The sequence below is a fragment of the Herbaspirillum sp. ST 5-3 genome (genome assembly GCF_004804275.1).
Taxonomy (GTDB): domain Bacteria; phylum Pseudomonadota; class Gammaproteobacteria; order Burkholderiales; family Burkholderiaceae_D; genus Noviherbaspirillum.
In genome coordinates this window covers 367085-388855 of the sequence record NZ_STGI01000003.1, presented here as the reverse complement: position 1 = coordinate 388855, position 21771 = coordinate 367085, and the positions used below count along the sequence as shown (strand labels likewise).

The 21771-nt window shown below is 58.2% G+C and carries 20 protein-coding genes and 1 pseudogene; 14 read left to right on the top strand and 7 right to left on the bottom strand.

Translation table 11 applies throughout. The annotated features are described in order from the left end of the window. The first annotated feature begins 163 nt into the window (after positions 1-163). On the top strand, positions 164-2095 hold the full coding sequence (gene rpoD / locus E6W33_RS08720; protein WP_247869580.1) for an RNA polymerase sigma factor RpoD: 1932 nt from the start codon (positions 164-166) through the stop codon (positions 2093-2095). Positions 2096-2194: 99 nt separating this feature from the next. Here rpoD and E6W33_RS08715 read toward each other — a convergent pair whose 3' ends face one another. After that, positions 2195-2632: a helix-turn-helix domain-containing protein gene (locus E6W33_RS08715; protein WP_136416471.1), complete on the bottom strand. Its 438-nt coding sequence runs from the start codon at positions 2630-2632 to the stop codon at positions 2195-2197. Positions 2633-2705: 73 nt separating this feature from the next. Between E6W33_RS08715 and E6W33_RS08710 the strand changes: the two genes are divergently transcribed. Beyond that, positions 2706-3572, top strand: coding sequence for a class I SAM-dependent methyltransferase (locus E6W33_RS08710; RefSeq protein ID WP_136416469.1), 867 nt, complete (start codon positions 2706-2708; stop codon positions 3570-3572). Between the two features lie 40 nt (positions 3573-3612). On the opposite strand, the gene E6W33_RS08705 is transcribed toward E6W33_RS08710, so the two are convergent. Further along, positions 3613-4044 (bottom strand): hypothetical protein, encoded by a 432-nt coding sequence (locus E6W33_RS08705; protein WP_136416467.1) that lies wholly within the window; start codon positions 4042-4044, stop codon positions 3613-3615. A 90-nt stretch (positions 4045-4134) separates the two neighbouring features. Here E6W33_RS08705 and E6W33_RS08700 point away from each other — a divergent pair, with 90 nt between their 5' ends. From E6W33_RS08700 to E6W33_RS08650, 11 genes are all read left to right on the top strand, one after another. Then, positions 4135-4611, top strand: coding sequence for an Rrf2 family transcriptional regulator (locus tag E6W33_RS08700; RefSeq protein WP_136416464.1), 477 nt, complete (start codon positions 4135-4137; stop codon positions 4609-4611). A 485-nt stretch (positions 4612-5096) separates the two neighbouring features. After that, positions 5097-6038 carry a multicopper oxidase domain-containing protein gene (locus E6W33_RS08695; RefSeq protein WP_247869579.1) on the top strand — a complete coding sequence of 314 codons (942 nt, stop codon included), beginning with the start codon at positions 5097-5099 and terminating at the stop codon, positions 6036-6038. A gap of 14 nt (positions 6039-6052) precedes the next feature. Continuing rightward, positions 6053-6745: a c-type cytochrome gene (locus E6W33_RS08690; protein WP_136416460.1), complete on the top strand. Its 693-nt coding sequence runs from the start codon at positions 6053-6055 to the stop codon at positions 6743-6745. Continuing rightward, positions 6742-7116, top strand: a complete 375-nt coding sequence (locus tag E6W33_RS08685) for a cytochrome c (RefSeq protein WP_136416458.1) — start codon at positions 6742-6744, stop codon at positions 7114-7116. Before E6W33_RS08690 ends, E6W33_RS08685 begins: the two co-directional genes overlap by 4 nt. 28 nt (positions 7117-7144) lie before the next feature. Then, positions 7145-8074 (top strand): multicopper oxidase domain-containing protein, encoded by a 930-nt coding sequence (locus tag E6W33_RS08680; RefSeq protein WP_211097270.1) that lies wholly within the window; start codon positions 7145-7147, stop codon positions 8072-8074. A gap of 73 nt (positions 8075-8147) precedes the next feature. Beyond that, positions 8148-8426, top strand: a complete 279-nt coding sequence (locus E6W33_RS08675) for a heavy metal-binding domain-containing protein (RefSeq protein ID WP_136416456.1) — start codon at positions 8148-8150, stop codon at positions 8424-8426. Between the two features lie 22 nt (positions 8427-8448). Beyond that, positions 8449-9837: an efflux RND transporter periplasmic adaptor subunit gene (locus E6W33_RS08670; RefSeq protein ID WP_136416453.1), complete on the top strand. Its 1389-nt coding sequence runs from the start codon at positions 8449-8451 to the stop codon at positions 9835-9837. A gap of 2 nt (positions 9838-9839) precedes the next feature. Next, positions 9840-12998, top strand: a complete 3159-nt coding sequence (locus E6W33_RS08665; RefSeq protein WP_136416450.1) for a CusA/CzcA family heavy metal efflux RND transporter — start codon at positions 9840-9842, stop codon at positions 12996-12998. Then, positions 12995-15025, top strand: a complete 2031-nt coding sequence (locus E6W33_RS08660; RefSeq protein ID WP_136416448.1) for a cytochrome c biogenesis protein ResB — start codon at positions 12995-12997, stop codon at positions 15023-15025. Before E6W33_RS08665 ends, E6W33_RS08660 begins: the two co-directional genes overlap by 4 nt. Further along, positions 15012-16172: a c-type cytochrome biogenesis protein CcsB gene (gene ccsB, locus E6W33_RS08655; protein WP_136416446.1), complete on the top strand. Its 1161-nt coding sequence runs from the start codon at positions 15012-15014 to the stop codon at positions 16170-16172. Before E6W33_RS08660 ends, ccsB begins: the two co-directional genes overlap by 14 nt. A 27-nt stretch (positions 16173-16199) precedes the next feature. Then, the gene (locus E6W33_RS08650) at positions 16200-16499 is read left to right on the top strand and encodes a DUF2818 family protein (RefSeq protein ID WP_136416444.1); all 300 of its coding nucleotides are present in this window, start codon (positions 16200-16202) and stop codon (positions 16497-16499) included. A 112-nt stretch (positions 16500-16611) separates the two neighbouring features. Here the strand turns inward: E6W33_RS08650 and E6W33_RS27285 are convergent. The 5 genes and pseudogenes from E6W33_RS27285 to E6W33_RS08625 form a co-directional block, all read right to left on the bottom strand. Then, a pseudogene (locus tag E6W33_RS27285) lies at positions 16612-17041 on the bottom strand (IS630 family transposase); the annotation flags it as partial. A gap of 74 nt (positions 17042-17115) precedes the next feature. After that, complete coding sequence (locus E6W33_RS08640) at positions 17116-17574, bottom strand: hypothetical protein (RefSeq protein WP_136416441.1); 459 nt, start codon at positions 17572-17574, stop codon at positions 17116-17118. 629 nt (positions 17575-18203) lie between these two features. Further along, positions 18204-19061 (bottom strand): SAM-dependent methyltransferase, encoded by an 858-nt coding sequence (locus tag E6W33_RS08635; RefSeq protein WP_136416439.1) that lies wholly within the window; start codon positions 19059-19061, stop codon positions 18204-18206. A gap of 116 nt (positions 19062-19177) precedes the next feature. Then, on the bottom strand, positions 19178-19651 hold the full coding sequence (locus tag E6W33_RS08630) for a hypothetical protein (RefSeq protein ID WP_136416437.1): 474 nt from the start codon (positions 19649-19651) through the stop codon (positions 19178-19180). Between the two features lie 194 nt (positions 19652-19845). Beyond that, the gene (locus E6W33_RS08625) at positions 19846-20202 is read right to left on the bottom strand and encodes a hypothetical protein (RefSeq protein ID WP_136416435.1); all 357 of its coding nucleotides are present in this window, start codon (positions 20200-20202) and stop codon (positions 19846-19848) included. Between the two features lie 422 nt (positions 20203-20624). Here E6W33_RS08625 and E6W33_RS08620 point away from each other — a divergent pair, with 422 nt between their 5' ends. Next, the gene (locus E6W33_RS08620; protein WP_168798575.1) at positions 20625-21629 is read left to right on the top strand and encodes a hypothetical protein; all 1005 of its coding nucleotides are present in this window, start codon (positions 20625-20627) and stop codon (positions 21627-21629) included. The last annotated feature ends 142 nt before the right edge of the window (positions 21630-21771 follow it).

Here is a 21771-nt window from a genome sequence, read left to right as displayed (position 1 = left end):
TTCCGGCGCTTCATCCCCATATCGCACACAGGAAAAAAGACCTCGATCAGTTTGCATTTTTGAGGTTGCATTTTTGGCTCTTCCGGCTGTCACGTGGTGTCACACAAACCACACTTAACTACTCCGGATGAACCTCATTCTTTATCAGGAGTAGCAAGAAGCAGTGACTACACGAACCGACACCCCCGCAAACAAGAGCCGCCAGTCGCTTCGCGACATGCCGGAAGCCGCGCGCGAACATCATCGCCAGGACTTCAAGACATTATTGGAGCTGGGCAAGCAGCGCGGCTATCTGACGCACGCCGAAATCATCGACCACTTGCCGGACGACATCGCTGAAGGCGACGCGATCGAAGGCATCATTGCCAGCCTGACGGACATGGGCATCGCCGTCTACGAGCAGACCCCGGATGCGGAAACGCTCCTGTGGTCTGATAACACAACGGCAACTGCCGTCGATGAGGAAGCCGAAGCCGCGATCGAAGCCGCGCTGTCCACCAACGGCAGCGACTTCGGCCGCAGCACCGACCCCGTGCGCCTGTACATGAGCCGCATGGGCACGGCCAGCCTGCTCACGCGCCAGAACGAAATCGACATTGCCAAGCGCATCGAAGCCGGTCTGAACGACATGATGCATGCATTGTCGGCCTGCCCGGCGATCGTACGCGAGATCCTCGCTACGGCGGAAAAGATCGCGCACGATGAAATCAAGGTGAATGCCTTCATCGGCGGAATGGCAGAGCTGCCGGCGTCCGATGATGACAGTTCGACATCAGTCGCCGCCGCGCATGGCAAGGGCGAAAAGGATGACGAACTGGAAAGCGATGCGGAAAGCACGGATGAGGACGACGACGGTGCGACGCTGTCGCCGCGCCAGTTGCAGCAATTGAAAGCCGACGCGCTTGCGACATTTGATCGCATCGCGACGTCCTTCAACGCCATGGACAAGGCCCGCGCCCGCTACGGCTATCGTTCCAGGCCCTATCTCAAGGCACAGGAAGCCATCTCATCCGAGCTGGCCGGCATCCGCCTCGCACCCAAGGCCATCGAGCAGCTGGCCGCGTCCCTGCGCGCGCAAGTCGATCGCATGCGCGAGAGCGAAAAGGCTATCACCGACATCGTGATCGACCGGTGCGGCATGCCGCGTGCGCATTTCAATGCCGTCTTCCCCGGCAACGCCACCAACACGCAGTGGGTGGATGACGAAGCCGCCGCCGGCAAGTCCTACAGTGCCGGCCTGGTGCGTCATGCACCCGCGGTGAAAGAGGCGCAGGAGCGGCTGCAGGAAGTGCAGGCGCATGTGGCGATTCCGCTCACGGATCTGCGCAACATCCAGCGGCAGGTAGCGGCCGCGGAAATGCGCGTGCGCCGCGCGAAGAACGAGATGATCGAGGCGAACCTGCGCCTGGTGGTCTCGATCGCGAAGAAATACGTCAACCGCGGCTTGCCCTTCCTCGACCTGATCCAGGAAGGCAATATCGGCTTGATGAAAGCGGTCGACAAGTTTGAATACCGCCGCGGCTTCAAGTTTTCCACCTATGCGACATGGTGGATTCGCCAGGGGATCATGCGCGCGGTCGCGGACACGGCGCGGACCATCCGGGTGCCGGTGCACATGATGGAAATGGTGAACAAGCTCAATCGCATCGCGCGATCGATCCGCAGCGAAACCGGTGTATCGCCCGACGCGGCTACCCTGGCCGTCAAGATGAAACTGCCGGAAGCCAAAGTGCGCGAGATCATGAAGATCGTTCGCGAACCGATATCGCTGGATATCCCGGTCGGTGAAGAAGGCGACATGGAGCTCGGCGACATGATCGAGGATACGCATACGACGGCGCCGGAAGATGCGGCGGTACAGGCATCGATGAGGACCATCATCAAGGACATGCTGGCCTCGCTGACGCCGCGTGAGGCGAAAGTGCTGCGCATGCGCTACGGGCTCGACACCTCGCGCGACCATACGCTGGAAGAAGTCGGCAAACAACTCGACGCCTCGCGCGAACGCGTTCGCCAGATCGAAGCCGCCGCAATGAGCAAGCTGCGCCATCCGTCGCGTGCCGAGAAGCTGAGAAGCTTTCTGGAAGCCGACTGAGAAAAACTGGTGCGCATGTGCTGTTAGCGAATGAAAAAGCCGCCGATTGCCCGGCGGCTTTTTCATTCTCGGCGCCTTGTTTCAAGGCACTGTTGAGCGTTAGCCGCGCTGGTGTTGCCGGACTGCCTTCTTTTTTGTCCCGATAGCTCCCGACGCGGCCGCCTTCAGAATGCGACGAAAAGTCGGGCATTCCAGATGGCTTGGCGCCGGGCAGACAGCGGCATGACGCAGGCCGTCGCGCATGGCGCAAAGCGTCTTGATGGTCCTGTCCAGATCCTCCGCCTTGCTCGCCAGCATCTGGCGGTCGATATGCAATTCGCCGTTCGGCGCGAACATGACCGCGATCTCATCGAGCGAAAAGCCCGATGCACGCCCCAGGGCGATCAGCGCCAATCGCTCCAATACACCCTGGTCGAACAGGCGGCGCAAGCCACGCCTGCCGATGGAGACGATCAGCCCCTTCTCTTCGTAGAAACGCAGTGTTGACGCGGGTAAGCCGGATTGGCGGACCACCTCGGCGATGTCCAGGCTTTTCACCACTTGACCTCAAGTTGACTTGAAGTGGCACAGTATCACTTCCGTTTTTCGAAAACAAGCGAAAGGAAGCACGATGAATGCGAAGCATATGGGCAATAACGAGCAGGCAACGCTGTGGAACGGCGTCGCCGGACGCGCCTGGGTCGAAGCGCAGGATCTGCTCGATCAGATGTTCCAACCCATCGAGGACATGCTGGTGCAAGCGGTCTCTGCCGAATCCGGACAACGGATACTTGACGTCGGCTGCGGGACCGGCAGCACGACGCTCGCGCTGGCACGGCGCATCGGGACAAGGGGTCGCTGTGTCGGCATCGATATCTCGGAGCCGATGATCAATGCCGCCCGGACTCGCGCGGCACTGGAAGACTCCACTGCCAGCTTTATATGCGACGACGCGCAAAAGCATGCCTTCGAGCCTGGAAGCTTCGACGCGATCGTTTCCCGCTTCGGGGTGATGTTCTTCGATGATCCTATCGCTGCGTTTGCCAACTTGCGGTTTGCCGCACGAGGCAACGCAAGGCTGCAGTTTTACGCCTGGCGAGGTGCCGAGGAAAATCCGTTTATGACAACTGCAGAGCGTGCAGCGGCAGGCGTCCTGTCAAACATTCCCGTGCGGCGGCCGGATGAGCCGGGACAATTTGCATTTGCGAACCAGAGCCGGGTTTACCGCATTCTTGAAGAGAGTGGCTGGGCCGAAATCGAGATCGATCCGATCGACATTGTCTGCACCTTCCCCGAGAAAGGGCTGCTTCGCTATCTGACCCAGCTCGGCCCTCTTGGCCGGGTTTTTCAGGAAGTCGACGAGCAAACTCGCCAACAACTGATCGAAACAGTTCGTGCCGCATTTGATCCTTATGTCGACGGTACTGAAGTTCGCTTTGTTGCGGCCTGCTGGAAAGTGGGTGCTCGAGTGCCGTCCGTGGCAATCGCCTCAAAATAAGCAGAGACATCAGCCAAGAGAACCAATGTTTGAATGGGATTTAGTGAATGGTGGCGACCACCGCCGAAAACTCACTCTGCGGTTGGTCCTGAAAACCCAAGCGGATCACCCTTTTGCGGAAACTCGCCGAGATATCGGCACGCACTACCGGCAGCATGTTGAATTGGAGTTCACATTTCCCTGCAGCAGGCGTGACATTACTGCATTCGATATACGCGCCCGCTTCGCCATTCTGATTGCGATGAAAATAGACGTTTCTGTTGTCATAGCTAGTCTTTCCGGGATCACTGCGCTTTGATTCATCGAAGCCCACTGGCGTATAAACAGCTAGTCCATAAACCGTATTCGGTGATTTCATATAGCGATATGGCGGAGTTTTTTGCTCAAGCGTGATCTTGTAGTTGGCGCTGTAAATCAGACGAATGGCGGCCCCTTCGGCTGTCCCCGGATGGTCTACAATCGGGATTGTCACGGCTGTTACGACAACCGGCTTGTGACGGTAGACTGCGGGGAGGAGCACTTTTCGCAGGTTTCAAATCGACCTAAAGTCAGGAATTCCTCAATGAGACTTACGGCTTACACTGACTATACATTGCGTGTACTGATGTATCTTGGCGTCAATCGCGACCGGTTGGTGACAGCACAGGATATCGCCGACGTGCACGACATCTCCAAGAACCATCTGATGAAGATCGTGTATCAACTGAGTGTTGCCGAGATCATCGAGACAGTACGTGGCCGTAACGGCGGCATCCGGCTAAAAATGGAATCGCAGAGCATCAATATCGGGGAAATAATACGCAGCACCGAGAGCGATTTCTTCATGGTCGAGTGCTTCGATCGGATCAACAACAAGTGTGTGCTGACCCCGACGTGCAAGCTCAGAGGTTTATTGCACCGGGCGACCGATGCCTATCTCGCGATACTTGACAGCGCCACGCTGGATGACTTGATTAACGATAGCCGTCCGCCTGTCAAACGCGTGGTCACCCCACAGCCGATACGGATCCACCGCACCCCCAGAAAGAAGACCGGATAGCGTCGCTGCTTCACTATCCGTCCATCCGGTCCCCTGCGCTGCAATCACGGCAAGGGTCATACGGCACAGCACCAGCCAATACCGGGGAACGACACTGTGTATTTGAGCGGGCATATGCCATCGCCTTCCGCCACTGCTCATCCTCATGTCGCAGGCAGGCCGCAGCCTCCCTGTCGGATGCTTAGTCTATCCTCCACGCCAATCAATAGCCTTGCATGACGTAGCAGAATTCTACATTTTCATTGCAGAAAAATTTAAACATGTATACGATTTACTTGTTTTAAAATTGACCCAGATCAAGAACCGACAAGAAATCGAAGTCATTTTTTTTGCATTTAAAGTGGTATTTAATATACCTGTTTATATAAGGGGGAATTATGCATAGTTGGGGAACGAGATTGCGAAAACTCCTCGCAGCGGGAAGCATCCTGCTCGTAGGCGCTCTCTCTGTCACACAAGCGGTCGCCGCCAAGCGGAACTTCGAGATGAATATTGAAGATACGCGCATCACTTTGGTGGAAAAGCAGCAGTACCACACCTTCGCTTATGGCGGCCAGGTACCCGGTCCCCTGTTTTATGTCGATGAAGGCGATGAGCTGACGGTCAACGTCAACAACATGACGGCCCTGCCGCACACCATCCACTGGCACGGCATGCTGCAACGTGGTACCTGGCGCAATGATGGCGTACCGGGCGTGACGCAAACCGCGATCGAGCCCGGCGACAGCTTCACGTACAAATTCACTGCCGAGCCATCCGGAACATTCTGGTATCACTGCCATGTCAATGTGAATGAACACGTTACCCTGCGCGGCATGTTCGGCCCGTTTATCGTTCGCCCGAAAAAACCGACAGCCCTGGAAAAATCCGTCACCAAGGACTTCATCCTGATGCTATCCGACTGGGAATCGGAATACGCGGAGAAACCCGGCTTCGGCGGCGTTCCCGGTGGCGTCTACAACTACTTCACCATCAACGGCAAATCCTATCCGGAGACGCAACCATTGCGCGTCAACAAGGGCGATGTCGTACGTCTTCGGTTTATCGGCGCAGGCGATCTGGTCCACAGCATTCACTTGCATGGCCACGTCATGAAGATTGCCTTCAAGGATGGCTTCCCGCTGGCCAACCCGATCTCCGGCGATACCGTATCGATCTCGCCCGGCGAGCGCTACGACGTCATCTTCACCGCAGACAATCCCGGCCGCTGGATGATTCACGACCACGTCGATACCCACACCATGAACGGCAACCGCCCAATGGGTGGAATCATGAGCGTGCTCGAATACAACGAGATCAAGAACAACGATACCTGGTACGACTGGAAGGACAAGAAATTCCAGCCCGACTTCTACTACGAAGAATCGTTGAAAAAGGGTCCTGGCATCTACACCAACGAGGTCTTCAAAGGTCAGGCAATTCAATAAACAGGGAGTGACAAATGAATTTCAATCTTGTAGTGGGGGCGTTGGCACTCGGCGCGACGACGCTGACTGCGTGGGCCGGCAGCGGGCAGGATCTTCTGAAGCAGCAGTGCGTTGCCTGCCACGCAGTCAGCAAGCCCGAAAAAGCATCGCTCGACCATCTGTGGGAACGCAAGGGCCCGGATCTGCATTATGCGGGCAACAAGTTCAACCGCGAATGGCTGGTCAGCTGGTTGCAGAACCCGACCACCTTGCGGCCTGGCGGCGTCATGTATTCGAAGGTCGTCAAGGCCAGCGCCAACAAGGAAGCCGACGCCATCGATAGCAGCAAACTGGCGGAGCATATCAAGCTGTCGAAAGAGGACGCCGTATCGGCCGCCGACGCGCTGATGGCATTGAAGGATGACGCGCTGGTCGAGAAAGGCGCATTCAAGAGCGCACCGGTCAACGCGTCGATGGCAGCGATGCTGTTCTCGAAACTGCGCGGCTGTACCTCCTGCCATGCGGCCAAACCCGGCAGTGGCGGCGCATCCGGACCCGAGATGTACACCGCGGGCAACCGCTTGCAACCGGACTTTGTCGTTTCCTACTTGAAGGACCCGCAAAAATTCGATCCGCATGTGTGGATGCCGACACTCGATCTGAACGACGGCGATGTGCAAAAACTGGCCGGCTATATCGCAACCCTCAAGTCCACGGAGAAGAAATGATGCGCCACCCAACCACGCTGGCCCTGGTGGCCGCTTCATTAACGAGTCTGTTGTCAGCTGCCGCATGGGCGGACGATACGCATGCCGCCTCGATCAAGATCTACAACACTTACTGCGTGCAGTGCCATGGCGTCAATCGCGACGGCAATGGCATCAACAGCAAGAGCATGTCGGTCAAGCCGCGCGACCATACCGATTCAAAAGCGATGGGCGATACGCCTGACGCGACCTTGTTCAAGGCGATCAAGGAAGGTGGCCTGGCCGTGAGCAAATCCGTTCTTATGCCGAAATGGGGGGGAGTGTTAAACGACGATCAAATCAAGGAGATGGTGAGTTACCTGCGCTTCGTCAGCAAGACTGCGAGCAATTGAATATCCAAACCAAACAAGGGGAAAAAAGATGAAAATGAAAATAGCACTGGCCGCCGTGTCCGCGGCACTGGCGATGCTGGCGGCGACCGGCGTCGAGGCCAAAACGGTCAAGATATCGATGACGGCAAAGGAAGTTGATTTGCCGATCGATAACAAGGGCACGATGTACCGCAGCTGGACGTTTGAGGGTCAGGTTCCGGGCCCCGTGGTGCATGTCGCCGAAGGCGACACCGTCGAATTCACGCTGTTCAACGACAAGAACAACAAGAATTCCCATTCGATGGACATGCACGCCGGTCAGTTCGACGTCCTCAAGGATTTCGAAGCAGTGAAGCCAGGGGAAAAAGGCAGCTTCACCTTCAATGCCTCGCATCCCGGCATCTTCTTCTACCACTGCGGCGCCGATCCGATGATCCAGCACATCGCGCGCGGCATGTACGGTGCGATCATCGTCGATCCGAAGGATGCCAACGCAATGCCGAAAGCGGATCGCGAATACGTCTTGATCCAGTCCGAGCTTTATCCGAACCCGGACAACCAGAAAGACATGATGGCGAAGAAATGGAGCAACGTCATGTTCAACGGCGGCGTTTTCAAGTATGACCCGGTACACGATCCGGCGGCCACGCGCATGCTGCAGGCAAAGCCGGGCGAACGTGTTCGCATTTACTTCATCAATGCCGGCCCCAACGAGTTTTCGTCGTTCCATGCGATCGCCGGCATCTGGGACAAGGTCTACCCGAGCGGCAATCCGAAAAATGCGATCACCGGCCTGCAGACCTATGTGGTCGGCCCGGGCGATGCAGCAACCTTCGATATCGTTTCACCGATTGAAGGCGCCAACGCGCTGGTATCGCATTCGATGCAGCAGGCGCTGACCGGCGCGATCGCGGTGCTGCAATTCACCAAGGATGCCGATCCCAAGATGGGCCGCGGCGAAAACATCCTGGTCCGCTGATCCTGCGAGATATGAAGGGCGAGGCCCGCCTTTCATATCTCTCCCCATGAGCATTTCGACGGAAGGTATTTTCATGAACATCAAACGACGACTCTTCATCGGTGCCGGTGCAACAATGGCACTATCTTCGGCCATGGTCTACGCCCGGATCAATCACGCGCCGCGCGAAGCCAACCCGCCTATGCCGACCCAGGCGCCCGCGACTTCAGCCGACGCCGGGCACGGCGTGTCGGCGAAGCTTGCCGCGACCCAGGACAAATACACATGCTCCATGCACCCGCGCGTCATGAGCGACAAACCGGGCAACTGCCCGATCTGCAACATGCGGCTGGTCAAGGTCAAGCCGACGTGACACGACGCCGAGCGGCAACATCATGAATACAACACGGAAACGGCTTCTTGGCTGGGGCGTCACGGCGGCGGTTTCGGCAGCACTCGGCTATGGCGCCGCGCTATATCGCCCACTGCCTGCCAGCGTCGCTGCCGGCCCGGCAACCGCCCATCGTGGTGTGCCGGATGCTGTCGGCCTCGGTGAGATATATACCTGCTCGATGCATCCCGACGTATTGCACGACAAACCCGGCGACTGCCCGATCTGCGGAATGACACTGATCAAGACCGCCGCTGAAGCCAGGGATCCTGCACATGACCAGGTGCACATCGATGAAGCGACGCGGATGCGCATGGGAGTCAGAACGGAAGTTGCGTCCCTCACGCAGATGCACCATACCGCCAGCACCTACGCGTCGATCCACGCCGATGAAAGCCGAAGTATTGTCGTGACGCCAAAGTTCGACGGCTGGATACGGCGCTTGCACGTGCAGGGCGTCGGGCAGGCGATCAAGAAGGGGCAGGTCTTGTTTGAGATCTACTCGCCGGAACTGCAGCAGAGGCAGCGCGACTACATCGACCTGCTGACCCGGCGCGATGCGCTCACCGGCGCCGGCATGGAAATCGGCGGACCCAGCGGCACGATGCTGGGAAGCCTGGCGAGGGAGCGCTTCAGGGCGCGGGACCGCCTGCTCGCAGCCGACGTGCCGCCCGAGGTGATTCAGGTCCTGGACAAGCAGCGCCGTATCTTCGATGTCGTTCCAGTACGCGCATCGCAGGACGGCATCGTGACCGGGGTATCCGCGCGCGAAGGCAATGCCGTCAATCCGATGCAGCCCATCCTGACCTATGCGGACTATCGTCGGGTGTGGGCCGAAGTCACGGTGTTTCCGGACCAGCTCAACTGGATCCGGAATGGCGACGACATCGTGTTGACGTCGAGCTTTCAAGAAACGAAACAGCTCAGGACCAAAGTGGATCTGTCGACCTTGCAGATCGATCCGGTCACCAGAACGGCGAAGCTGAAGATCGCGCTGGCCAATGACGGTCAAGCGTTTCTTCCCGGCGCATTCGCCGACGTGGAAATCCACAGCCAGGCGCGGCGCGCGCTGGCTGTGCCGAGAGATGCACTCATTCGCACCGGCCACGGCGACTTTGTCGTCATCAGCGAGGCAGACGGCCGCTTTCACACCGTTGAAGTGAAGCCTGGGCTGGAAGACCACGAGATGGTCGAGGTCCTGGACGGATTACGCGCGGGTACGCGCGTGGCCACCAACGGACAGTTCCTGCTCGATTCCGCGTCATCGATTCAGTCCATGCAGCGCCGCCAGACGGCCGAAGACGCCACCGTTTCCCGCCAAGAGCCGCAAGCCGGCGGTTCTGACAAGGAGATCGCCGCCGTGCAGCATCGCCATCACTCCGGAGAGATGTAAGCGTGATTAAGCGGATCATCGACTGGTCGATCAACAATCGCGTGCTTGTGCTGATGTTCAGCCTGGTACTGACGATACTCGGCATCGAGTCGCTGTCACGGCTTGCGCTCGATGCTTTGCCGGACCTGTCCGATGTGCAGGTTATCGTGAAGACCGAGTTTCCGGGGCAGGCACCGCAGTTCGTCGAAGATCAGATTACCTATCCGCTGACGGCATCGCTGCTTTCCGTGCCGGGCACAAAGGCCGTACGCGGGTTTTCGATGTTCGGCGAATCGTATGTCTATGTGATTTTCAAGGACCGGACCGATCTCTACTGGGCCCGCTCGCGGGTTCTCGAAAACCTCGCTCAAATCAGCAGCCGCTTGCCCCCCGGCGCGACACCGGCGCTCGGGCCCGATGCAACCGGAGTCGGCTGGGTCTATGAATACGCGCTGGTCGACAAGACCGGAGAAACCGCTCCAGACCAGTTGCGCGCCTTGCAGGATTTCTTCCTGAAGTTCGAATTGCAAAGCGTTCCCGGCGTTGCCGAGGTCGCCAGCGTCGGCGGCATGGCCAGGCAATTTCAGGTTGAAATCGATCCGCTTCGCTTGCTCGCCCACGGCGTGACGACAGACCAGGTCGCACAGGCCATCAAGGACGCCAACCAGTCGAGCGGAGGCGCTTCATTCGAAATGGCGCGCTCCGAATATCTGGTGCGTGCGAATGGCTACCTGCGTCATCGTGCGGACTTCGGGGACATCCCCGTGATGACTGATAGCGCTGGTAACGTTATCCGGTTGCGTCAAGTCGCCGATGTGACGCTAGGTCCGCAGGCACGCCGCGGCGTGGCCGATCTCGATGGCAAGGGCGAGACAACCGGGGGCATCATCGTCATGCGCCATGGCGAGAATGCCTTGAGCACCGTCGCCGCAGTCAAGGCGCGCCTTGAAGAACTCAAGCGCGGCCTGCCGCCCGGGGTCGAGATCATCACCACCTACGACCGTTCGCGGTTGATCAAAAGCACGGTTACCACCCTGCGTGACAAGCTGCTGGAAGAATCGCTGGTGGTGGCTTTGATATGCGGGGTTTTCCTGTTTCATCTTCGATCCTCGCTTGTTGCCATCGTCACGCTGCCGATCGGTATTCTGGCCGCGCTGTATGTAATGCGCGCGCAAGGCATCTCGGCCAATATCATGTCGCTCGGCGGAATTGCCATTGCCGTAGGCGCGATGGTCGACGCGGCCATCGTCATGATCGAGAACATGCATCGCCACCTTGAACTACGCGGCCAGCGCGCTGCCGACCGCAGGGACATTTGGCCCGTCGTGAGGCAGGCGGCGGGCGAAGTCGGTCCTGCCCTGTTTTTTTCGCTTTTGATCATTACCGTGTCGTTCTTGCCGGTGTTTACCCTGACCGGGCAGGAAGGCAAGCTGTTCACCCCGCTGGCCTACACCAAGACCTATGCGATGGCCGCCGCCGCCATGCTGGCGATCACCCTGACACCGGTCCTGATGGGCTATGCAATCCGCGGGCGCATTCGCGCCGAAGCGGACAATCCCGTCAACCGAGTGCTGATGCGACTGTACGCGCCTGCACTCAAGGGCGCGCTGCGTCATCCCTGGCTCGTGATATGTGTCGCAGCCTTGACACTGGCGACGCTGATCGTGCCGGTCACCCGACTGGGCAGCGAATTCATGCCGCCTCTGGATGAAGGTGACCTGCTGTACATGCCGACCACGATGCCAGGGGTGTCGGTAGACGAAGCGGGGGATATCCTGCGCCGGACCGACAGCCTGATTGCGACGATGCCCGAAGTCGAACGGGTATTCGGCAAGGCGGGACGGGCCGATACTGCGACCGACAATGCGCCGCTCTCGATGCTGGAAACGACCATCATGCTCAAGCCAAAGTCGCAATGGCCGTCCGGCAGCAGCACCGACGACCTGATCCAGAAGCTGGAAGATGCGGTGCAACTGGCAGGACTGACCAACTCCTGGGGATATCCAATCAAGACGCGGATCGACATGTTGTCTACCGGGATCCGCACACCGCTGGGCATCAAGATCAGCGGGCCGGATCTCAGACAGTTGGAACGCAGCTCGATCGAAATCGAGTCGCTGTTGCGTACATTGCCGGGGACCCGTTCCGTCTTTGCCGAGCGCATTAATGCAGGCCGTTACATCGATATCGACATCCAGCGCGAGAAAGCGGCACGCCACGGGCTGAGTGTCGCCGACATTCAGAAAGTGGTCCAGGGAGCGCTCGGTGGTGAATCGGCCGGAACCATTGTCAGCGGCCGGGAACGCTTCCCGATCACCTTGCGTTATCCGCGTAGCAGCCGCGATTCGGTGGCCGCGCTGGGCGATATCCGGATCAAGGCGCCGGGCGGCGCGATCGTCACCTTGCGCGATGTTGCCCGGCTGCAGATCAACGACGGTCCGACCGAGATCAAGAGCGAAGGTGCGCGGCCTGTGGCCTATGTCTTCATCGACCTGGAAACACAGGATGTCGGCGGTTACCTGGCCGCGGCGCGCGCCTTGCTCGACCAGAAGATCAAGCTCGCGCCGGGCTACAGCATGGCATGGCAGGGTCAGTACCTCAATTTCGAACAAGGCAAGGCGCACCTGTGGACAACGGTCTCCTTCACGCTCTTGCTGATCGTGACACTGCTCTACATTCATTTTCGCAATTTCATCAAGGTGGGCCTTGTGCTGCTTTGCCTGCCCTTCTCGCTGATCGGCGGGCTGTGGTTCACCTATCTGATCGGTTACGAGCTGTCGGTCGCGGTGGTGATCGGATTGATTGCCCTGGCCGGCGTCGCTACCGAATTCGGCATTGTCATGTTGCTGTATCTGGACCATGCATTGGCAGCCGAGCGGAGCAATGCAGCTGCGTCCAGCCCCGATGTCATGCGTGCGCTGATCAACGGCGCATTGTTGCGCCTGCGTCCGAAAGCCATGACCGTCACGGTGATTCTGGGCGGATTGTTGCCCATCATGTTTTCCGACCAGCCCGGCGCCGACGTCATGAAGCGCATTGCGGCACCGCTGGTCGGCGGCATGGTGTCCGCACCGCTGTTTTCGCTGATCGTGATCCCGGTGGCGTATTCGCTGCTGCTCACGCAGGACCGGCGCAGGCAACCCGGCGGTCTGGCTGCCGAACCCTTGGACATGCTCGCTTGAAGGACCTCTTGCGCCTGTTGCGCTCGATGCGCTTCGCCGTTGCGATCCTGACGGTTGTCGCCATGGCGGCATCCATCGGTTCCGTGCTCGAGCAAGGAAAGCCGGCGAGCCTGTACATCAGCGAGTACGGCGAGTTCTGGGCGGAGCTGCTGTCGCTCGCCGGCCTGACCGATATTTATCATGCGTGGTGGTTCTTCGTCCTGCTGGGGTTCATGGCGTCGTCGACGGCGTTGTGCCTGATCCAGAACACGCCATCCATGCTGCGCGAGATGCGCGCTTTCCGGCAGCACAAAGGACTCGACGGATTACGACGTACTCCGCATTGTCGGGAATTCACGCTGGACGCCGGGGACGGCGCCGGCCATGCTGCCCTGCTGGCCGCACTCGGCAGCTACCTGCAGACCAAACGATTCAGCTTCAGAACGCGTGCGCTCAACGGCGGTGGCCAGCTGTTTGCCGCACGTGCCGGCGGTTTGCGGCGCCTCGGCTATTTGCTTGTGCATGGCGCGATCGTGATGATTTGCGTTGGCGGGCTGATCGACGGGAATGTCATGTTACGCCTTCAGTTATGGTCAGGCCTGCTGCAAACCGAGACGCGCGATCTGCCGCTGGACGAGGTGCCGCAGCACAGCAGATTGGCTGCGGATTCCGGATCGTTTCGTGCAACGATGAATCTAGTGGAGGGCAGCACAGGCAGTAGTGCCCTCCTGTTCTTTAACACCGGCTATCTGCTCCAGGAGCTTCCGTTTTCGATTCACATGAAGCGGTTTCGCGTCGAGCACTACGACAATGGCCGTCCCAGGGATTTCGCCAGCGATATCGACATCATCGATGGCAACAAGGTGCAGGCCGCCACATTACAGGTCAATCATCCCTTTACATATAGAGGCATCACCTTGTATCAGTCGGGATTCGGCGACGGCGGCACGAAGGTCGACATGAAGCTGCATTGGCTGGACCGTCCGTCGGAGTCTGTCCATTTTCATGGGACGGTCGGCGCAGCGAGCGCATTGCTGCTGAATGGTGAACCATATTCCGTCGAATTCACCGACTTTCGCGCGATGAACGTATTTGCAAAACTCGCGTCGTCACCCGGAGCGGGCTGGTTTTCGCAACGCGACGTGAGGGCGAATATGGAGGATGTCGGCGCATCACTCAGCTTCCTCCTGCGCGACAAACTAGGCCAGGCGAGCGAATGGAACGTCTATCGTAATCCGATCACGATCGACAACGCCAGCTATGCGGTAATCGGCCGTCGCGACGCAACGGAGAACGCGCTGAAGTATGTGAGATTTCCGCGCGATGCGGCCGGCACCCTGGACAGCTATCGCAAGCTGAGCGCATCGCTCGGACAGACGTCCGCGATTGCGAAAGCGGCGGACCAGGTGAGCGCGTCTGCGAAAAATGCCGAGCTCGCCTTGCCCCTGCAAAAAACGGTTGCCACGCTGCTGGAAATTTTTTCTACGAAAGGCTGGCGCGGCGTGGTCGACATGGTCCCTGCCAATTTGCCGAAAAACGAGCAAGCCAAGGCCGCCCGAATCTATGGTGAACTGCTGCAACGTGCGGCCGCCGCCATGATCGGCGGACCTGCGGCGCAGAATGACCGATTTTTGCATGACGCCCTGAATGCTTTTGACGACGCGCGCGACGCCCGTATCGCCATCTACTTCGAACCGGTGTCGATCGGCCAGGTGAATTCATCGGTATTGCAGGTAACGCACGCGCCGGGTGCGCGCGTTGTCTATGGCGGTACCGCCTTGCTGGCACTCGGCGTCTGCGCAATGTACTTCATTCGCGAACGACGCTTGTGGCTGTGGGTGTCTCCGGCGCAACACGGCACACTTCTGATTGCCTACTCCGCCAATCGCGGCAGCCCGCTTCTCGATGAAGAGTTCGAAGCTCACATCAAGGGAATCGAAAATATCTTCATAGTCCAACGCTACGGCCTGACGCGTCTCTCCACGGGAAAGGCCAATCCATCTTTTTCACCAGGCGAATCTCAAGGAAATCCTCATGCAAGTTCCTGATCTCTCCCTCCACACCCGGGTCGACCGTCGACTATCCCGTAAAAGGTTGGTGCAGCTTGATGATCTGATTTTCGTCTGCGCCGTGGCGGCCGGCAGTCTGTATGCGCTGCTGCATTTCTCGGCACTGATGGACGTTTACGAAATTGGCATATTGCTGATAAGCGCGGCGGCACTCGCGATCGGCGGCATGCGCTGGAGACCTATTCAACGATTGAGCACCACAGCGGTAGCGTATAGCCTGCTGGCAGTACTTTTGTACCATGGGTCGCTGGAATCAATCGAAAGCTCGATGTTGCTGAAGTATCTCCTGTCGAGCCAGGCAAACATCATGTGGATGGGTGCTGCGTTTTGGGGCGCGACCTTCCTTTACGGCCTTGGCTGGATACACCGCTCCGACCAGACCCTGCAGCTCGGGAGCCGCGTCGCCTGGCTGGCATGCTTTCTCGCGCTGGCTGGCTTGCTGATCCGTTGGCACGAATCCTATCTGCTTGGCGCCGACATCGGACATATCCCGGTGTCCAATCTATACGAAGTCTTTGTTCTGTTCTCGCTGACGACTACCGTGCTCTACCTGTACCTTGAACAGCGCTGCCAGACCCGCTTGCTGGGCGCGTTCGTGATGCTGGCCGTGAGCGCGGCAGTCGGATTCACATTCTGGTATGGCGCCGACGCCAGTATCCACGAGATTCAGCCGCTGATTCCGGCGCTGAAGTCCTATTGGATGAAAATGCATGTCCCGGCCAATTTCATCGGCTACGGCGCTTTCTCCATCGCAGCAATGCTCGGTGCGGCGCAGTTGCTGTCAAAGCGTTCCTATTTTTCGTCTCGCCTGCCGTCACACGAATGGATTGAGGAATTCACTTACAAGGCAATTGCGCTGGGCTTCGTCTTCTTCACGATCGCCACCATCCTGGGTGCCTTGTGGGCGGCGGAAGCGTGGGGCGGCTACTGGTCATGGGACCCGAAGGAGACCTGGGCCCTCATCGTCTGGATCAACTATGCCGCATGGCTCCACATGCGCTTGATCAGGAATGTGCACGGCCCTGTGCTGGCATGGTGGGCAATAGTCGGATTCGTGATCACGCTGTTTGCCTTCCTGGGCGTGAATATTTTTCTCTCCGGACTGCATTCCTACGGCTCACTTTGACTATTCCGATTCGTAAGAGCTCCCCTCATGACTACCGAGCAGTCCGCCGTCGTATCGCTACTTTCCGCCATTGCAATGGCAAATGCCCCCTTCCTCATTCAGCGCCGGCTCTTGCCGCCATTTTCGCGCGCGCAGGTGAAGTCTGGCGCGGTTCGCGCATTGGAATGGCTGATTCTCTATTTTCTCTGGATGACTGTTGCTTATTTTCTGGAAGGCCATACAAGCACGTTGGTGACAACGGATTGGAGAATCTGGACGATCAGTTCCGCGTTTTTCGCCGTATTGACTTTTCCCGGCGTGACCCACTGCTACCTGTGGCGCCGGTAGATTCCGCCACGGTGGGCGGCATCCCCCTTCGGCGTTCAGCATGAATATCTTCACCAAAGCCAGCCGCGCTCTGGCGATGTTGCGCGCAGTGCGAGATGACCATGCCGTCAAGCGTGATCGTGCCATGCAGCTTGTAATCATGGGTCATCGTCGCGGCTTTCCCCTTCTTCAACTGCAGTCCCGGCTGCGTGCGATCTCGCGCTTGCACCGCAGCACAGCACCAGCGCATGCTCCGGGGGACTAAGGTACTAACCGACGATGTTTTCCAGCTTCTTCGCAAATTTCGGGTCGCGGGACACCTTGAACGTTTCGACCAGATGCGGCTTGAGACCATGCGCTTTCCATGCCTTGTGGACCGTCGTATCGGAGATGCCCATGTGCGCCGCGCCTTTCGGTGTCGTCTGCGTGGTCAGGCGCACGATCTCGGCGGCGTCGATTCGCGCACGCCTGGTCACCCGCACATCGGTCGTTTGCGATCTCACGCGACGTTCCAGCTCGCTGCGCTGTTCCTCGCTCAACTCGATCGCCGTTGCCTCGTTCATCATTCGCTCCGTTCCAGGAATGATGTTATGGCGACGCGCATCGAATATAGTTCAATGATCTCGAAAGCACTACACTAGACGCCAAATATCTCATTTGCTCGATTTGAAATGATGAAACGTTCAAACTCGTAGACGTGTGCCAGCCGTCCAAGCTGGCGAGGCCTTGCAGCTGGGTCAGTGTACATATAGATGTGAAGCCTGCCGGAAGACCGTTGCTGCGCGTGCTCGTCCAACTCCTCGCGTTTTAGCAACCACACCTTCTCGGTCTTCAAATCTACCAGTGCAACGAGGGATGCCGGGCAATCTTCGGATACCCACCAATCCAAAGCTTCTTTTCCTTTTCCCCCACCCGGCTTCGGCTTAAGGTTGGTTTTCACTTGGATAGTAATTGCGCGTGCAAGCTTCGGAGAGTAAGCAACGAGGTCTATCCCGAAATCTGTGCTCAAAGAGGCGGACTCGATTCCCAACATCAACAGTCGGTACTGCACCAAAAGTTCGCCGGACTTGCCGATCTGGGCGGTCGAAAGGGACACAGTAGGATTCGCCGTCAACGGTTGAAATAACAGGTGCGATTAGTAGCTTGGTTCATTGCCATGCTCTACATCCGCGGAAATGCCCGTGCCGAATCGGCGTAATTCATTTTCCAAGGCATCGAGTCGATCATTCCGTTTTTCGATCCGAGACATTAGTGCAAATGTGAAAAACATCGGAACGCCCCAAAAAAAGGGCTTACACCGTCCAGAATCAAAAGACCCTCGCGACTAAAATACTGCCGAATAGACGAAGGCGGTCCACCGCAAGAAATACGAGCATCGCGAAGTTCAACAGCGCCAGGACAAGCCAAACGTTAAATCTCTTCACTCAGAAACTCCAGATGTAGAACGAATAGTGTTTTTCTACCGCTCGAATACTGCACGTCAAGCCTGTCCAGGTCGTAGCGGCAGATAAACATTGCTGGACTTCCTGCCAGCATCGACGGCATTTATGGAGATTGTAAGCCTGGAAGCTGTTGTTTTGGCAAGGATCTCCACGCCGATCGGCCACGTTTCCCCTCAGATCCAACTGCCCGCAAGCATCTCGGCGGCGATGACCGCACCATCGTTGCCCAATCCCGCCTCGGCCTCGCCGGAACATGCGAACGCGCGCGGCCGATTCCGCCGCATCATTCCTGCGATACAGATTCGGGTGCAATCCTTGGTGCAAAAAAACGTTCTCCCATTTCTTCGAGCCCCAGTTCCCGCAGCACCTCTTGCAAGCGCCGGCTCGGACGCCCGGTGGGCAATCCCTTGTAGCTGGCGATGATCAATTCATTCTTCATGGAATGCTCCCAGCCCACCAGCTCGGTCACGTTGACCTGGTAGCCGTGCGCTTCCAGTTGCAGGCAGCGCAGGACATTGGTGACCTGGCTTCCGAATTCGCGGGTGTGGATGGGATGGCGCCAGATCTCGGTCAAGGCGTCGCGACCGAGCGACTTGCCTTTGTTCTTCTTCAGCACCGAAGCCACTTCCGCCTGGCAGCAAGGCACCAGCACAATGAACTTCGCCTTCTTTTGCAGTGCGAAGCGAATGGCGTCATCGGTTGCGGTATTGCAGGCATGCAGCGCGGTGACGACGTCGACAGTTTCCGGCAACTGTGTCGAACTGATCGACTCGGCTACCGACAGATTGAGGAACGACATGCCGGGAAAGCCCAGTCGCTGTGCCAGCTCCTGCGATTTCTTCACCAATTCGTCACGAGTCTCGATGCCGTAGATGTGCGATTTGTCGTTCAGGTTCTTGAAGAAGAGGTCATACAGGATGAAACCGAGATAGGACTTGCCCGCACCATGGTCCACGAGGGTGATATCGGGATGATCCTGCTGCACTTCCTGCAATAGCGGTTCGATGAACTGGTAAAGGTGGTAGACCTGCTTGAGCTTGCGGCGGCTGTCCTGGTTCAGCTTGCCGTCGCGGGTCAGGATATGCAGCTCCTTCAACAGCTCGACGGACTGGCCGGGTTTGATGTCGTGATTGTTGCTCATGATGGGAAAGTCCGTTTCAGAATTGCCGGTGGCCGAAGCTCACTCCGGTTCGCGATGTTTTACTGTACCACCGATAGGGAACGCCTCGGGCGCTGGAGCCGCCGCCCTTGCTCAGCTCAGCGGCTGAAGCCTTTGTCAGCCCAGGCACTGGCGTTTGCGCGCGTCAGGGCGAAATTGGGTTCAACCTTTTTGCTGGCAATTTCACTGCCCTGTTCATCGATCGCCCTGAGCACGCCGTGCGGCTCATAGTCATCCGGCACGATGGTCAGCGTGACGGTGATGGCCGCGCCGTTGAGCGTGATGGCGACACGCTTGTTGAGCGTGGCATGCAGTTGTTGTTCATGCCGGCGCAGGACTTCGGATGCGGTTTTGACCAGCGTGGAGAAGGCATTGGCATCGAGCGGCTTGGGATTCTTCTTGTCGCGGCCCATGGTCCACGGTCCAACCAGCGCCGGTTCCGACTCACCGTCCTTGAACATGGCGACCGCCCATCCTTCGTCGTCTTCGTTCTTGATGACCCTGGCTGTCCAGCCGTCATCCTTCCAGAGGCGGTCTTCGTAAACGCGGGATTCGGTATTCTGGTCGGACATGGCAAGGCGAGGTGTGGTGCGGCGGGGAGGCGAGATTATACAACGCGACTGGCCTCCTAGGCAGGAACCCTGCCCGGCATACCGGAAGGAAGTCTCGCTGGCAGGATGAAGGGAAATTTACAGGCCGGACGCCGCCGGCGGCCTGCCTGATTCATGCATGGCAAGCCCGCCGGCGTGACGATACAACAGAGCCGCTAGCGCGTCGTGATCGTAATGCGATCGCCATCGGTAATCACATTGACCGGCTCACCGACTTTGTGCACGGATGTCGGGTGGTCAATTACATATCTTCCCTGCGTGCCATCATCGAATTGCACGGTGATGAGGGACGGACCGCCGCTGGCGGACGTGACCACGGCACCGCTGCCGGAGCTTGATCCTACCGTCGTCTGGTCGACTACCGCGGTGGTTTCGACGGCGGCTATTTTCCCGCTGCTAATATTCTTCTGGGTGGAGGCAACTGTCGACGAGGACGGTGACGACGCGCACCCGGCTATCAGGGCGCCTCCCAGGACACAGATAACGGCTGATTTGATTGCTCCGAACTTCATGGTGTTCTCCTTTCTGGTCGGCCAACGTTGAATTAGTTTCTTTGATCGAGACATTGGTAAGGCAATGGTGTGACTTCAAAGAAGGAACTCAGTTCATCAAGTCCGCGTGCGCTGGCCGGAAACCTTGCGGATGCGCAAGCTCCGTCGCCGCAACCGAAATCTTCACCATCCTAGATTGGGGAACCGAGGGCCATCCCTGCCTATCCCACGTTCGCGTCATTCATGCAGGGCGCTCTGCGTCCCGCTTGCGCCGTGAACTCATCATCATCCACGCGTCCTTCAGAGATGCGCTCCTTTGTCGCAATCGGGCCTGCATGCTGCCCGAATAGCCGATAAAGCGCCGGAAACGACAACGACGCCCATCGTTGTATCTGCGTAGCAAGGCCTTGTTCAATCCTGCAGCATTCATGAAGGAGCATATTGTGAGAGCATTTTTGTTCAACTGTACGGCGGCATTCTGTTTCATTGCGGGTTCACCCTCAGCGGCCATGGCGAACGGCAATGTCGCGCCACCGACCGATGGCATTCCTCACCCATTTGCCGTGAAGTACGACTTCAAGACCATCGACGTGCCGGATGCGCCGAGCACCAAGGCGTACGGCATCAACGACCTCGGCCATGTCGTCGGCACCTTCAGCCATCCCCAGATCCCTGGACAGTTTTCCGTGAACCACGGCTTTCTGCTGAAGAACGGTGAATTCACGACGATCGAATATCCGCATGCGCCCGGCGAATCGCCGGACATCGCCGAGTTCGCGTACGACATCAATAACCGTGGGCAGATTGTCGGCTCCTACCGCATGGGACACGGATTCGATTACGGCTTCCGGATCGATGGCGGTGTCTTCAGCACCATCAGCACCTCCGAGTTCGACGTCACGGCGGCGCGCGGAATCAATGATGCAGGCACCATCGTCGGGAATTTCAACTCCACCCGCATTCCCGACCTTCACAGTTTCATGCTCAAGAACAGTGTATTCACCGTGGTCGATGTTCCCGCTTCGATCTCGACCACCGCGCACGGCATCAACATTGCCGAGGACATCGTCGGCGAATATGTCGGCAGCGACGGAAAACAGCATGGTTACCTGTCGCGGCGCGGCAGCATCACCGTGATCGACCGTCCCGGCGCGCAGCTGACGACGCCCAACGGGATCAATGCCCGGGGACAGATCGTCGGCAATACCTTCGGGGAGACGGCCGGAACGCATGGTTTCCTTCTCGCCAAAGGCAAGTACTTCACCATCGACTATCCGGGCGCGGTGTCCACTGAAGTTTTCGGCATCAACAACCGGGGCCAGGTGGTAGGCGACTACCAGGATGCAGAAGGACGCACGCACGGCTTTGTGGGCACGCCGAAGTATCGCGTGGACACCGGCGACGATCAGAGCGGCAGCATGCTGTTGCTGCCCTTCTCCAAACCGTAAGTTCTCGTCCGCCGGGGCGCATGCATGCGATTTGCGGCCATTTTGCGTCTCTGCTTCGCGCCAATAGCCGCGCCATTGGCTTGTCGTCGAAACGCGAACTGACTCGCAAGTCGCGCACCGTCACTCCGCATTCCGGTCAAAT